This window comes from Actinoplanes sp. NPDC051388, from assembly GCF_055586225.1.
Window position 1 is genome coordinate 102,892 of the sequence record NZ_JBVJIP010000017.1, and the last position, 13,844, is coordinate 116,735.

General features: G+C 67.1%; 11 protein-coding genes and 1 pseudogene. 6 read left to right on the forward strand and 6 right to left on the reverse strand.

What is annotated here, in order from left to right:
• Nucleotides 1-776 precede the first annotated feature (776 nt).
• From ACZ6TI_RS35395 to ACZ6TI_RS35405, 3 genes are all read left to right on the forward strand, one after another.
• Nucleotides 777-1,829, forward strand: a complete 1,053-nt coding sequence (locus tag ACZ6TI_RS35395) for a type III PLP-dependent enzyme domain-containing protein (RefSeq protein WP_465349738.1) — start codon at nucleotides 777-779, stop codon at nucleotides 1,827-1,829.
• A 157-nt stretch (nucleotides 1,830-1,986) separates the two neighbouring features.
• Complete coding sequence (locus tag ACZ6TI_RS35400; protein ID WP_465349579.1) at nucleotides 1,987-2,592, forward strand: hypothetical protein; 606 nt, start codon at nucleotides 1,987-1,989, stop codon at nucleotides 2,590-2,592.
• A gap of 882 nt (nucleotides 2,593-3,474) precedes the next feature.
• A complete protein-coding gene (locus ACZ6TI_RS35405) occupies nucleotides 3,475-3,708 on the forward strand; it encodes a hypothetical protein (protein ID WP_465349580.1) in 234 nt (77 codons plus the stop codon).
• A gap of 99 nt (nucleotides 3,709-3,807) precedes the next feature.
• Here the strand turns inward: ACZ6TI_RS35405 and ACZ6TI_RS35410 are convergent, their stop codons facing one another.
• From ACZ6TI_RS35410 to ACZ6TI_RS35430, 5 genes are all read right to left on the reverse strand, one after another.
• A complete protein-coding gene (locus tag ACZ6TI_RS35410) occupies nucleotides 3,808-4,041 on the reverse strand; it encodes a hypothetical protein (protein WP_465349581.1) in 234 nt (77 codons plus the stop codon).
• Between the two features lie 463 nt (nucleotides 4,042-4,504).
• The gene (locus ACZ6TI_RS35415) at nucleotides 4,505-5,686 is read right to left on the reverse strand and encodes an MAB_1171c family putative transporter (RefSeq protein ID WP_465349582.1); all 1,182 of its coding nucleotides are present in this window, start codon (nucleotides 5,684-5,686) and stop codon (nucleotides 4,505-4,507) included.
• Between the two features lie 14 nt (nucleotides 5,687-5,700).
• Nucleotides 5,701-6,234, reverse strand: coding sequence for a hypothetical protein (locus tag ACZ6TI_RS35420; RefSeq protein ID WP_465349583.1), 534 nt, complete (start codon nucleotides 6,232-6,234; stop codon nucleotides 5,701-5,703).
• Nucleotides 6,235-6,272: 38 nt separating this feature from the next.
• Nucleotides 6,273-7,820 (reverse strand): FAD-dependent oxidoreductase, encoded by a 1,548-nt coding sequence (locus ACZ6TI_RS35425; RefSeq protein WP_465349584.1) that lies wholly within the window; start codon nucleotides 7,818-7,820, stop codon nucleotides 6,273-6,275.
• Nucleotides 7,807-8,409 carry a helix-turn-helix domain-containing protein gene (locus tag ACZ6TI_RS35430; RefSeq protein WP_465349585.1) on the reverse strand — a complete coding sequence of 201 codons (603 nt, stop codon included), beginning with the start codon at nucleotides 8,407-8,409 and terminating at the stop codon, nucleotides 7,807-7,809. Before ACZ6TI_RS35430 ends, ACZ6TI_RS35425 begins: the two co-directional genes overlap by 14 nt.
• A 1,239-nt stretch (nucleotides 8,410-9,648) precedes the next feature.
• On the opposite strand from ACZ6TI_RS35430, the pseudogene ACZ6TI_RS35435 reads away from it, so the two are divergent.
• A pseudogene (locus ACZ6TI_RS35435) lies at nucleotides 9,649-9,786 on the forward strand (transposase family protein); the annotation flags it as partial.
• Nucleotides 9,787-9,888: 102 nt separating this feature from the next.
• Here ACZ6TI_RS35435 and ACZ6TI_RS35440 read toward each other — a convergent pair.
• Complete coding sequence (locus ACZ6TI_RS35440) at nucleotides 9,889-10,161, reverse strand: hypothetical protein (protein WP_465349743.1); 273 nt, start codon at nucleotides 10,159-10,161, stop codon at nucleotides 9,889-9,891.
• Here ACZ6TI_RS35440 and ACZ6TI_RS35445 point away from each other — a divergent pair.
• Both ACZ6TI_RS35445 and ACZ6TI_RS35450 read left to right on the forward strand, forming a co-directional pair.
• Nucleotides 10,075-10,572 carry a hypothetical protein gene (locus ACZ6TI_RS35445; protein WP_465349739.1) on the forward strand — a complete coding sequence of 166 codons (498 nt, stop codon included), beginning with the start codon at nucleotides 10,075-10,077 and terminating at the stop codon, nucleotides 10,570-10,572. The genes ACZ6TI_RS35440 and ACZ6TI_RS35445 overlap by 87 nt on opposite strands.
• A gap of 965 nt (nucleotides 10,573-11,537) precedes the next feature.
• Nucleotides 11,538-13,793: a hypothetical protein gene (locus tag ACZ6TI_RS35450; RefSeq protein WP_465349586.1), complete on the forward strand. Its 2,256-nt coding sequence runs from the start codon at nucleotides 11,538-11,540 to the stop codon at nucleotides 13,791-13,793.
• Nucleotides 13,794-13,844 lie beyond the last annotated feature (51 nt).

Consider the following 13,844-nt stretch of genomic DNA (forward strand, 5'->3'; position numbering starts at 1 on the left):
GCTTCCTCTCCTCAGATGACCGATCAACAGAACCGGTGGCCCCGCCTGGCCGAGCGCTTCGGGAGTTCGGCTGAGTTGCCAACTGCGTCGAAAGCAGCACCTCAAACGGCTGCCGTCAGAAAATCGGAAACCGAATCAGGTGTTCCCGTCTATCCCACGGGAAGAGTCGGCGTTAAGCGCCGTTATTGTTCTCAGAAAGCTGGCAGGGCACGCTGCTCACCGGCGCCTGCGGGCCGCCGACGCAGGTGAGCAGCGTCGACCCGTGTCCTGCAACGCGAAGCATCGGACTTCGCATCTCATGCGCAACGGTCGCGGGCCGACCTGGCATTGATGATGGCCCGCCAAAACAGAATGGCGCCAGGTGGCCGTAGCTGACATTTGTTGCCCGCCAATGATTGCTGATGACCTCGGCTGACCCGTATAGACATCTCGTCGCATAAACCCCAACCCCAGGCACGCAGGCTCGCCGTACCAAAGGCGCGCCATCACAACATGAGCAGGGGTCATCCACGGTCATCTGGTAACAGCGGCCGCCCGTGCTGAACACTCACAGAAACACCCGTCCAACTACCCACCTGACTTAGTTGCCTGCCTTCCACGGAAACGACCGGGCCATGGCGCCCCGAGGTAGTCCTTGCGCACGGCACACCCGGTTCAGGAATACGCAAGATGTCGGAGGAGGAGTTAGCGTGCTCATCTCAGCAAACGGGTTCGTGTCGTCGTCTATGGCGTCGGCGGTTACGTCTGCGGTACCCGATTCAAGTCCGGTGCTGGAGATGAAAGCGGGCCGCATCACCTCGGCCTTCCGGGAGTTCACCGCCGCGTTCCCCGGCGTGCGGCCGCACTACGCAACCAAATGCAACCCGGATCCGGGCGTCCTCTCGATCCTGCGCAACGCCGGCTGCAACTTCGAGGTGGCCTCAGTCGCGGAGCTGACAATGCTGTCAAGTCTCGGCGCACGCCCCGAAGACGTCATCTTCAGTAACCCCGTGCGCGCCCGGACGGAGACCGGCAGGGCATTTGCCGCCGGCGTGCGCTGTTTTGCGGCCGACTCGTCGGAGGAGCTTGTACGCACCGCGGAAGCCGCGCCGGGAAGTCAGGTGTACATCAGGCTGGCGACGCAGCCGCGGGAGAGCGTGATGCCGAGTGAGGGCAAGTTTGGGGTGGACGTTCCTATCGCGGTCGAATTGTGTCTGCGAGCTCGCGAATTGGGCCTCGATCCGTGCGGGCTGACTTTCCATGTGGGATCCCAGGCGTTGTCACCGGATGCGCTGGTGCAGCCGCTCGAGGACGCGCGGCAGGTGATGACTTCGGTTGCTGGGCACGGCGTCCAGATATCGGTGGTGGACATCGGGGGTGGCTTCCCGGCGGCTTACGGTGCCGAGGTTCCGCCACTGGCGGCGTTCGGTGAGGTCGTGGCTCGCGGAACGGCGGCGTTGCCGCGGCCCGTGGAGGTGGTCGCCGAACCCGGTCGATGTCTTGTCGCGGCCGCAGGGACGTTCCGCTGCCGGATTATCGGCGTGGCCCAACGGCGTGGCGTGACCTGGGCTCACACCGACCTGGGCGTGTTCAACGGCATGATGGAGGTCCTCGAGTCGGGAGGCACCCTGCGCTACCCGGTGCGTGACAGCAGGGGATCGGTCAGCCAGAGCTTGTATCACCTGACCGGGCCTACTTGTGATAGCCAGGACACCTTCGCCACCGACGTGGCACTCTCCGCTGACCTGCGCGAGGGTGACGACCTTCTGGTGGGGTCCGCGGGGGCTTACACCACGACGTACACGACGGAGTTCCACGGCTTCGCCCGTCCGCGTGTTGTCCTGACTTGAGCTTTCAACAGATGGCGGCCCGATGCGCCCTCCGTGGAAGGCGCCACCGGGCCAGCTGCGCCGACCGTGCCGCACTCGTTCCATCCGGATGGGCGACGGTTACCCGTCGCCCCGATCTCAACGGCGCGCATTCCCTGCACGTAACAGATCGCAGGCCGTGCCGATCAACGGCAAGCACCTCACCGCAGGCGGCTCGTCGCGGTGCCACTCAGGAGAGAACATGCACGTCGACCAGCTTAAGAGACTCGACGAAGCCAGAACCGAGCAGGTGTGGACGTTGTATTCGACGGTGTTCGCCGACATCAACGAACGCGCCGTGCAGAGACACCTGATGACCCAGGATGAGTTCAATCGGGTCTGCGTCAATGAGGCGATCCACAAATACCTTGCCTACGACGACAGTGGCGAGCTGGTCGGCATAGCCACGATCACCAACGACCTGGACAGTTGGCCGCTCATCTCACCCGCGTATTTCGCCAGCCGCTGGCCGCAGAAGTATCAGCAGGGCGCGGTGTGGTACATCGGGTTCGTCGGAGCGGCCCCGAACCAGGTGCATGCCTTCCGCGAGCTGATCGTCGCCATGCTGCCGCTGACCCGTTCCAATGACGGCATTGTGATGATGGATTTCTGCAGCTACAACGCCAAGGTCGTCAAGATTCAGAAGGTCGCGGAGTTGCTGCTGCGACGTCTTACCGGTTTCGTTGTGTCAGAGCACGTCGACTCCCAGGAGTTCTGGCTGTACCGGTTCGGCGAGGCAGCTTGAGAGACTCCGGCCGTGGTGCTGGCGGTTTACGGCCTCAGGCGGACGGTGGCCGCGGCGTGGGGTCCTGTCCGGGACGAGCTACCGGAAACGGTCATGAGCTGGGCCGTTCCGGTCTTGAACGTGGCTGCTGCGATGCAACGGGGTCACGGCGGCCGTGGTCGCGGCGAATCTCGACCAGCGACGCGGCAGGAGGTCGTGGTGGGTCGCCGCGGTCGCCGGCGCCGTGATCTGGCAAAGCGTGCTGGTGTGGATCGTGAAGGGCTGGGGCGAGACCGGGTCGTACATCAGGGATCTGGTGGTGATCCCGATCGCCTCGGGTTGGCGCGCCCGGCAAGGGGCGCCCGGCCCAGATGGAACTCGACTGGTCGCGCATCCGGCGGGCACCGTGCAATGCGGCCGGTGGTGCTCTAGTCCCAACGCCGTTCAGTTAAGGTCCGCCGCGCAACAAGCCGTAGCTTCGCTGATTTGGCTTCGTTGATCTGCTTTGGCGGTCATTGGCGAGGTCTGGGGAGGTCTTGCGGCGAGGTTCCAGGCGATCTTGCGCATCTGGATGAGCGGCAGCGTCGGCTGCTGCTGGGCGCTAAGGCTCGGGCGTTGGGTCACGGTGGGATCCGAGCGGTGGCGCGGGCACCCCACCGGCTCGACGCTCGAACCGCGCGACAGCGAGTCGACGACCAGTCCGGAGCTCGCGGACAGCTGCCCGTTTCGCCGCCGCACGTTGCGCCGAGACCGCCGCCCAACGACGGCACTACCCCACCCCGGCCAAAGGCCGGGATTGGCCGCTAGTCAGCGACGACCTGCTCAAGGTCCCGCAGGTCAACACACTCAACCGCATTGCACCATTCGAACGCGTGTTCTAAGTTGGCGGGCACGGCGGAGCAGGTGGAGCGCTGGTTCAACCGGAGATACAAGCAGAACCGGCGTGACGTGTACCTGATCCGCACCGAGACCGGCTGGCAGGTGAAAGGCCGCGAGGGTGGCGCCGATGGCCGCGAGGTTGTCCACTACTACGACGCCGAGCACGACGCACGCACCATGCTGCGCAGGATGCTCGATGCCGTGGAGCCCGAACTGTCGGACTGGGCGCAGATGACCACTCGCACCCGTCCCAGGTAGCAGACCCGCCTGCAGACGCCCGGCTCGCGGAACGCAGGGACCATGCTCTGCAAGCGAAGGTAATGGATCTCCGGCACACCGCGGCGGGGCTGGACTGATCTACGCGTGGAACCCTGCCGCGCCGCCAGCCAGCCGGCTCATGTCTGACGACCATCGCTCAGCTGCTCGAGCGGCCACCCGAGCGACGTCGTCGACCGTCAGACGGATCACCAGATTCTCGGGGCCACCGGTGGCCAGGCCCCGCCGCCCCTCGAAGACGATCGAGTCGGCCCGCTCGTGATGCAGCAATGCCGCCTCGATCCCGGCCTGAATAGCGTCGTGCAAACTCGTCATGAGCGACACCGTAGAGAAGAGAACACCGTGGTGGGCGGCCCTGTGGACAACCCGCTCCGGGCCGAGCCGCGACGACTTCGACGCTCCGCGTCGGGGTCGCCGATCTCCATGCAGAGCGCGAACTCTCTAATGCTGGCGGGTGGTCCGGCGCGTTCTGTCGTAGCCGTGGCGGCAGGAGGCGTCGTGCCCGCAGTGCGAACCGATGGTTAGGCGCCCCCTGCCCTGCACACGAGGGTATGGGCTCGTGGCCTGCGCCACGGAGAATCCTAAGACGCGTCGGGCATGCAGTGTTCGGTGATCAGCCGGTCGTAGATCCGGTTCACCGTGTGCCGCTGCTTGCGTGGCACGTCCAGATCCGCGCGAACAGGATGAGGTCGGCCAGGGCGTCGCCGATGCCGGAAGGCGGCGGTGCTCCAGACCAGTGCCGACGAGCACGACTAAGTCCTCGCCTGATCCGGACGGGTCACCCGCTCGATACCGGCGACAGCGCTGCGGCCTGTTTCACGATGGGTGATGTAGCGAAAGCTCGCGCAACAGGCACCCATGACGCCAACTCGGCTTCGAGATCGTCGCCCTGCTCCACGGCATGGATGGGCCGGCTCCTCCCCGTGGGGTCCTGTCCGGCCAGGCGCGCCTGCACAGCTCGAGCAAGCTGCGCCGCTTCGATGACAGCCTGGGTCTCAGCCGCGGAGAGCTGTGAGGCCTCAGCGAGCCCGCGCACCTTGCCGTCAAGGGCCGAATCGAAATACGCGCGCAGAGCCAGCACCGAGTCGCGGATCTCGATCACCCGCCGGTAGAGCCGGTAGTCCAGATTCCGTGGGTTGACGGCGTCCAGGAGAGCCGATCGGGGCGGATCGAGAACGACACCGGGAGCAGCGTGCTGCAGCGCCTGCCACAGCGGCCTCAGGCGCCGATACGCCCGCATCCGATCCCAGCGCGGGCCGAGAGCCGCCGCGCAGACTCCGGCGGCGAGGATCGGGTTGGAGAGCGCGGTGGCAAGAATCGCGACGTCGTGCAGCGCCTGCAGATGCCACCCGAACCGCAACCCCACCAGGAAAGCGATCATGGTGAGCGTGTACACGAGGAACATCGCGCCCCCGCAGATCAGAAGGACGATGCCCCGCCGTAGCCAGCGGCGGTCGACAAGCCGGACCGCGCGCAACAGGTGAAAACTGACGTCGGTCCAGGTGAAGGTCATCGCCACGTAGCCGATGAGCACGACGTCACGAAGATAGGGAGTCGTCCCCCACAGTGTCTCCGGCTCCTGCTGATTCGCGACGATCTGCGCTGCCGTCACGTACTTGCCGCCCTGGTAGGCAAGGACGCACATGACGATCAGCGCGATGCCGTAGACCACGATCCGCACTATCACCGTCTTGAACATCTCACGGGGCGGATTGAGCCATAGCACGACTGTCGCCTGCAGGGTCGGTCCATTCGCGACGAGCAGGCCTAGCAGCCAGATGGCCGGGATGCCGCTGGACACCTCCAGATAGGTCAGGACGGCTGGGATGCCCACCGCGGAGGCAAGGGTGGCGAGGAAGATGGCCAGGTAGAGGCTGCGGAGAAACAAGCTCGACGGGTTACGCCAGAGATCCCGGGTCTTGATGATCAACTCACCGGTGAGGCTGATGAGCAGGATCAAGAAGACTGCTGTTCTCATCGCCGCCACTTCTCGGGGGAAGGTTCGAGCGCTTCTCCCATACGTGACCGCATGTCCGCTCCGAGTTCCGGCGTCTCCCAGTCCGGGCGCGGTTTCCAGCGGTTGGAGAGCTCGAGGACCATTGTTGCCAGGGTTTCGGCCACACGTTCCTCCTCAGCGGTGTAAACGGTGCGGTTCAAGACGCGCTTGACCAGGGCCGGGTCGAGGTGAGGGAACAGCAGGCTCTGCATCGAAGGGGCCAGCACCTGTCCATCGCCGTGATCGCCGAGCAGGTGGCCTACCTCGTGCATGATGATGTGTTCCTGGTGCAGGGCCGAGGTGCTCGCCTCGTAGAAGATGAAGTCGCGTTCGTCTGTGGACCACCACCACCCGCAGGGCTCGTCGGGCGGCAACTCGGCCGGACACAGCTCGATCGGACGGCCACGACGAGCCGCCAGCCGGTCACAGAACTCTCGCACGTCGAAAGGGGAGGGAATCTCCAGATCGCCAACGAGATCCCTGCAACGGCGTCGGAGCGCTCTCGAGGTCATGGCACCAACCTGGGTATCGGAATCCTCTACGAATGTTGCTACGCGTCTCGGGCTTCACGAGCGGTCGTCTCTGGACAGTCGTGGCTGCTCGCCGTCGCGCCGGCCGGTAAGTGCTCATCGAACCGAGCCCGGTCAGCAGCGCTAGCTGGTCTCCGGAAGAGGCGCCGCAGCACTCCCCGCCGAAGATGAGCGCCGAAACGGGCCAGTGTTCCCACCGCGACACGTGACACGACGGATGGCCGCAGGATCCCGCGCGGGGAGTCGATCAAATTCGCCACCCGCATGAACGCCGCAGCGACGCTGCGGTCGTGCTCGGCCACCGGAAGCAGCAAACTCAGGTACGCGTTGCCCAGCAGAACCTCGAGTGTCCTCGGACCCTTGATCCAGGGCATGCCCAAGTCACTGGTGACCGACATCGTCCAGGCGGCCGCTCCGGCGGCGGTTATGTCCTTGCGCAGCCGATCGAGATCATCGGCCCCGCGCTGCTCCAGGTGCCGGCGCAATACCAGGGCTTCCTGTGCTGCCACGCTCATTCCCTGGCCGTAGACCGGATTGAAGCTGCTGACCGCGTCACCCAGCACGAGGAACCGTTTCGGGAACCGGGGTAGCCGGTCGTACCGGCGCCGGGTGACGTACGGGACGCGGAACCGTACGGGGTCGCTGGTCGGGTTTCCCCGGAGTAGGGCGTTGTAGATGTCCGGCACGACCAGTTGCCGGGCGAACTCGACGAAGCCGTCCATCGTGATCGGGGGAGGGGTGTCGCGGTAGCCGGACAGCGATACGAGCCAGCGGTTCTTGCCCATGTCGATGAGCCCGGCCCCGCGGGGGTTTCCCGGAGTGGGAGCGACGGCGATACCGAGATCTCCCTCGATGACGTCAGCCGGCATGTCGAAGGTGCAGCTGCTGTAGGCGATGTCGACACGGAGGCGTTCTTCGGCCGGCGCCGGGTAGCCGGCTTCCTCGAGCCACCGGGGGGTTTTTGAGGTCCTGCCGGACGCGTCGACCACGAGGTCGGCGAGCACCGTGGCAGGCTCCGGCTGCCCGTCGGAGACGGCGAGGACGCCGGTCACGGCCTCGCGATCAGCGGAAAGATGCAAGCCGGTCACGGCGGTCTCGCTGATGATCGTCACGTTGGGCAGATCCGCCAGCCGGGCGCGCAGGCTGTGCTCAAGCGTTGGCCGGGACACCATCAGGCCTTCCAGGCCGCTGTGCGCCCGCGCTAGTCGGCATCCTGCGAAGTACGCGCGTGCTTGATTCAGGATGTCCCCGGTTCTGGCGCCGTCGGCGACCAGGTCCTCGACCAGACCCGGGAAGAGATCACGGATGGCTTGCGTGCAACTGGCCAGGACGGCGTGCACGTGCCAGCCCTGTGGCGCGCCGGCCCGAGCGGCGCCTTGGGCAGGCATGGAGTCGCGATCCATGACGCTCACCCGAGTGTACGCATCGGACAAGACCCGAGCTGCGCAGAGTCCCGCGATGCCGGACCCAATGACGATCGCATGCGTCTCGCTCATGGAAGCATCAGCTCCCCGGATGGAGGGCTGGGTGCTGATATCCAGAAAGGCCGGGACGTCATTGCTGGTCATCGGGGTCCTCGGCCTTCTGGGTGTCGAGGCCCTCGATGTCGCGGATGCGTTCCACGATGCTGGCGATGTTGCGCAGGCTGTCCGGGGACAGCCCGCCCAGCCGGGTCGCCACCTGCTTGACCCTGGAGTCGGCGAGGGCGCGGACCAGTTGCAGCTCCTCGGCGATCGCTCGTGACTCAACATCGTCGAAGAAGTACGCCGGGCTCACGGTGAAGAACCGCGCGAGCGCCTCGATGTGCCTCTTCGTCGGGTTGTTTCGTTCACCTCGGCGCAGCAGCGAAATGTACGCGCCGGAGATCTTCCCGTCAGCGCCGTCGCTCATTGAAGCCGCTACTTCGTCGTTGCTGTGGCGTGTGCCGTCCGGTCGCAGAATCGTCTGGAAGAGATAGTTGAGCCTGTCCGAGAAGGTCCAGCTGGAAGTCTCCGCAAGCGTGTCGGACTCGACATCCTTTGTGGCCGGGCTCGCCGCCGGCTCGCTTTCGGTCACTGAATCCCCCTCGCCTTCAACTGGCGATGACCGTATCACGATTACGTCGCTACACCAGTTGACAAAAGCGATGGTGATCACTTTAAGCTGTCGATCAGACACAGCCCGATGATTTCGCGAGCAGGCGCCACGACGGTCCATCGGCGTCTAGCGCTCCACAGGAGGGCCCCGACGGGCTGGTCCCCCGTCGAGGCCGGCAGCCCCGGCACGCCCACTTCCAGGAAGGAGGTCGGAGCTTTGGCAATCGTGGCATATCCACCAGGTGAAGTCAGCCCGCCGACAGAGGACAACTTCGCGAGGCCACCCGCTCCTGACGCTTCGCACCCGCATCTAGGGGCGCGACGCAGGACGCCGTCCCCCAGGACCTCCCGAGCGTGGCCGGGCATGACGCATCGCTGATGCGTGAGGTAGTGCTCGAACGCATCCACATGGAGCTCGGCCCATCGGCTAGCACCGGTCCGCTCGGTGGAGCCGCGCGACGCGCGATCAGGAGCAACCCGCCATGGACTGGCCCCGGCTGTGCAATGCCGCGCGCGTCTCGATGCTGCCCGGCGCTTCCACCAATATCTCCACCACGACTGCTGTCTAGAGCCCCTGCAAGACCTCGGATCACCATGCCAGGCCAGGCCAGGCCGCGCGGCTCGGCGCCCAGCGACTGTTCGAGAGGAAATCTGCACATGATGCCCAGCGCACTGCCCAACTCGCCAAATGCGGCGCGGGTCGCCGGCCGTGGCCTGGCTTCGCCCGCGCCGATCGACGAAACAGAACTCCCGTTCCCGCGGCGACTGCGTCGCGCACGGTTGGGTCGCGGCTGGACCCACGACCAACTGGCGCGGCGAATGCAGGAGGAAGCGGCCAGATGCCGCGGCACCGCGACGGTGCCGTCGCTCAGGACGATGATCTGCAGATGGGAGAACGGAAGGAAGACTCCCGACGAGTACAACCGGCGGTTGCTGGCAGACGCCCTTCACGTCGGGGTCAGCGACCTGGGCCTGACCGCCGACCCCGACTTCCCGTGGCCTCGCCCAGTCGGCCCTGGCGTCGACACCGATCGCTGAGATCCACAGCGAACGCGGTCGCCCGGCGGCAAGGAGCGATGGCCTCGCCGGGAGACGGTTGCGCAGTCCGTGGCCTTCCGCTGGCCCGGGTGTCGACGCTCCCGTAAGACTGGATCTTGGATCTGACCCGCATTCGTGATGGAAGACTGACCCGGCCACTCGTGGGTCCACTGTGTATGGTCGGCCTCCGTGCGAGTTTCTGATCTTGCTGTGGTCCTGCCTCACCTGGGCGGCTGTGGTCATTGAGAAGGTCGAACGTGTGGCGTCTGGGCTGCGGCTACGTGTGCGAGCACGTGCTCGTCGGGCTGCCTGTCCACGGTGTGGCCGCCGCTCGCGCAGGGTGCATAGCCGATACGAGCGCCGCTTGACCGACGCCGCGGTGGCGGGCGCCCCAGTGGAGCTTCGGCTGCGGGCTCGCCGGTTCTTCTGTGACGTAGATTTCTGCCCGGCCCGGACGTTCGCTGAACAGGTTCCGGGGCTGAACAGCAAAGGGGCGCGTGGCAGCCCGCTGATGCGCAGATCGCTAGAGATGATCGCGCTCGCTCTTGCCGGGCGTGCGGGCGCCCGCCTGGCCAGGCAGATGGGCCTTGCCGCCAGTCGCAGCAGCATGCTGCGCCTGATCCGCGCACTCCCGGATCTTGACGATGGTGAGGTGACGGTTCTGTGCGTGGATGATTTCGCGCTGCGCCGGGGCCACCGCTACGCGACCGTGCTGATCGACGTAGGCACCCGCCGTCCGATCAAGGTGCTTGCCGATCGGCGTGCGGAGACGTTGCAGCGCTGGCTGGCTGCGCACCCCGCAGTTCGGGTGATCTGCCGAGACCGTGCCGGCAGCTTTGCCGAAGGCGCCGGTCCGGCGCTCCGGTCGCGGTGCAGGTCGCCGACCGGCGGCATCTGTGGAAGAACCTGGCCGAGCATGCCGAGAAGACTGTGGCCCGGCACCTGCGCTGCCTGCTGGCGGCACCCGCCGAATCACCCATCGAAATCTCAGCTCCCGAACCGGCCGCCCTCCCGGCTACCGTCTACCGCTCTGCGCAGGGCCTGTTGGCTCGCCGCACCCGGCAGCGCTATCAGCAGGTCCAGGAACTGCTCGCGCAAGGAGACACCATCCGGGCGATCACCCGCGAACTCGGCCTGGCCCGCGGAACCGTGCGCCGCTTCGCCCGCGCAAACACCGTCCACGAACTCCTGGCGAGGACGACAGTGATATCACCTCGAGCACGTGCAATGCCCGAAATGCGGACCCGCGGTTCCGGCGATCGCCCGGCTCCGGCAGGACCTGCAAGCGACCGTCCACACAGGGGACTGCCCTCACAGGGGACTGCCCTCACCGCTGACGGCTGGCCGGCGTCGATGGGGACAACCGGCAGCGCGCCTCGGGCCACACCCATCACCGACGGAACCCCTGGCGGCAGGTCGCTGACCTGCGATTGTGATTCGGTGTGCGTCGGTGTGCTCACGTGTGCGCGCCCATTTTCTGCTCCCGACTCTTGCCAGGATCTAGCGTCGGTTCACCGCATCCGCCCGATCGCTGCGTCCGTGTCGCACAGCGGCAGTCGACGTTTCCGCGGCCGGGCAGACCCTCTCGCTGGAGGCCACACCATGATCCGTCTGCTGGCGGCGACCCGCACGATTCTTGTCGCAGCTGCTGGGCTCTTCGGTGTTCCGGCGATGCTTCTCGTCGTGGGTGGCCGGCCGTTGCCGCGGCGGCACCCCACCGGCGCTCAGGTGCACGCTTGGCTGGAAGATCCACTGAATCCGATCTACCAGGAAGAAACCGCTCGCACGGTGGCGTGGATCATCTGGGTCGTGGCCGCGGCCGCCTTCTGCACGATGCTCCTGCGCCGCTCCCGCCTGCACACCGTGCGGTGGGCCACGATAGTCGCCCGACTTCCGCCGCCCATGCAAACGTTCGCCGCTGCGATCCTCGGCAGCGTGGCCGTGACCGGGTCGGCCTCTCCCCTAGTGACGCCCGCTCTGGCGTCGGCTGCCACAACCCACCAGACGCATGATCGCCTGCACCTTTCGGCGTCGCCCGCACCCGCGAGCTCCCACAACGGCGCGGACGTCACCACGCCGGCCGTCGTCTCCGCGCAACCCATCAAAACCCACCACGGGCACCCCGATACGCCGAGCCATTCCCGCAACGCACCAGTTGGATCCTGCCGCGTTGTGGACGGGGACACCCTCTGGGATCTTGCCGACGAACATCTCGGTGACCCGCACCGCTGGCGCGAGATCTACCAGCTCAACCGCGGCCACCCCCAAGCCAACGGGAATTCCTTGACCGACCCGGACGAGATCGACGTCGGGTGGGTGCTTGCCCTGCCCGCACGTCGGCCCGGCGCCCGGCCAATCGATCCGGCACCCCGCCAGCCGACCCCACCGCCCAGCCACCCGCAAGCACCGCCCACCAGCGCGATCACCCCACCGGCCGCCCACCCGACGACCCCGTCGGCAGCAACCCCACCAGACTCACCCCGCGCAAGCGCGTCCTCGACGGCGCCCGCCCCGTCCAGCACCACCACCGGCGGCCCGTCGGATTCGGCGCCGCCGGGCGGACCGCACCACGACGATCAAGCTGCCTCAGCCAACCGGCTCGATGGCATCGACGTGCCCGGCGGATGGGTCACCGCCGGGCTCGGCGCCGGTCTGCTCGCCGCATCAACAACGGTGTGGCGGCGGCGGCGACACCGCTACAAGCCCACCCCCATCAGCAGGCCACACCTCGACGACCCGGACCTCGTGCCACCGCTGGCCGCGATGACCCGCATCCGGACCCGCCTGCGCCGGACCGCACCCGAAACCCTCGACGAGCAGCCCGTGGCGGCGCCCACCGTCCGCGAATACCAGAGCGCCACCGTCAAACCCGCACTGCCGCCGATCGGCCCCAGCGGCTCCGAGCTGGCCGGCACCGCCGAACTACCGCTGTCCACCGGGCTCGGCCTGACCGGCGACGGAGCGCTGGATGCCGCCCGAGGTCTGCTCGTCGCCATGCTGACGTCCGGCAGCGAGGACGACCCGGACGCAAAAGGTCACGCCATCATCTCGGCGTCCACCCTGGCCACCCTGCTCGGAGACTCCGCCGTCGAGCTCGGCCACCTCGAACGGCTGACCGTCACCTCGTCGCAAGCCGATGCCATCACCGCACTCGAGGAAGAAATCATCCACCGGTCCAGAATCATCGCCGACGCCCACGCCGCCGACGCGCGCACGTTGCGCGACACCGACGTCCACGCCGAGCCCATGCCCCAGCTGCTACTCATCGCCGAACTCCCCGACCCGGCCTGGAGCACCCGGCTCACCACCGCGGTCCGGCTCGGCCACAGCGTCGACATCGGCGCCGTCATCATCGGCGACTGGCCGACCGGCACCACCATCACCGTTGCCGCCGACGGCACCACCGGCACCGACACCCGGCTGAGTGTCCTGGACACCACCACCGCGATCGACGCGCTCGGCCTGCTACGCGAAGCCCACGGCGACAGCGACTGCCCCGTCCGTACGCAACAACCCCCACCGCACACTGCGCATACCGAACCCGGGCCGGTCCAGGACCCTAAGCATCCGTGCGAGCCGGCCGGGCACACCGCACCCCCCGATGCCACCCCGACACGCGCGCCCGACCCGGATGGCGGCCGCCGGCCAGTGGTGGTCCGCGTCCTGGGCCGGCCCGCCGTCCTCGACGCCGACGGGCAACCCTCACCCGGTATCCGGTCCAAGGCCGTCGAGCTGCTCGTATACCTCGCAGTCAACCGCAACGGCGCCGACCTGAGCGACATCATGGAAGCGCTGTTCCCGGACGCCAACCTCCGCCGGGCGAGCGAACGGCTCTCCACCGTTGCAGCCGACCTGCGTAAACACATCCGCCGAGCCGCCGCGACACCCACCGACACCACCGAAACCCTGCGCAAACGCCTCGAGCCGATACCCAACACCGGCGGCCGATACCACATCGACCCAACGATCGTGGCCGTCGACTGGTGGACCGTCTTCGACCACTACGAAGCCGTCACGGCCACCACTGACACCAGCCAACAGCTGACCCACCTCACCGCCGCCATCGACGCCGCGAGCGGCGGCCTGGCCCAAGGCGCCGAGTACGACTGGATCGACACCGATCGCGAAGTCGTCCGCCGGCACCGCATCAAGCTGCACGTGCACACGGCCGCGCTGCTGGCCGACACCGACCCGCACCGGTCGTGGCTGCTGCTCGAACAGGCTTGCGAGATCGACCCGCTGTCCGACGAACTCGCCCGGGCCACGATGCACGCCGCCGCCACGCTCGGCGACGCCGACGCGATCCGCCACCAGCTCAAGACGCTGCGCGATGCCCTCGACGCGCACGGCCTCGACATCACCGACGACACCGAGACCCTCGGCCGAGACTTACTGTGCCAGCTGCACCCACCCCAGGCCTCCGAGTAGACCGCACCCCGACCGAACGCGCCCGCTAACTGCCGTGACGAGCTAAGGCAC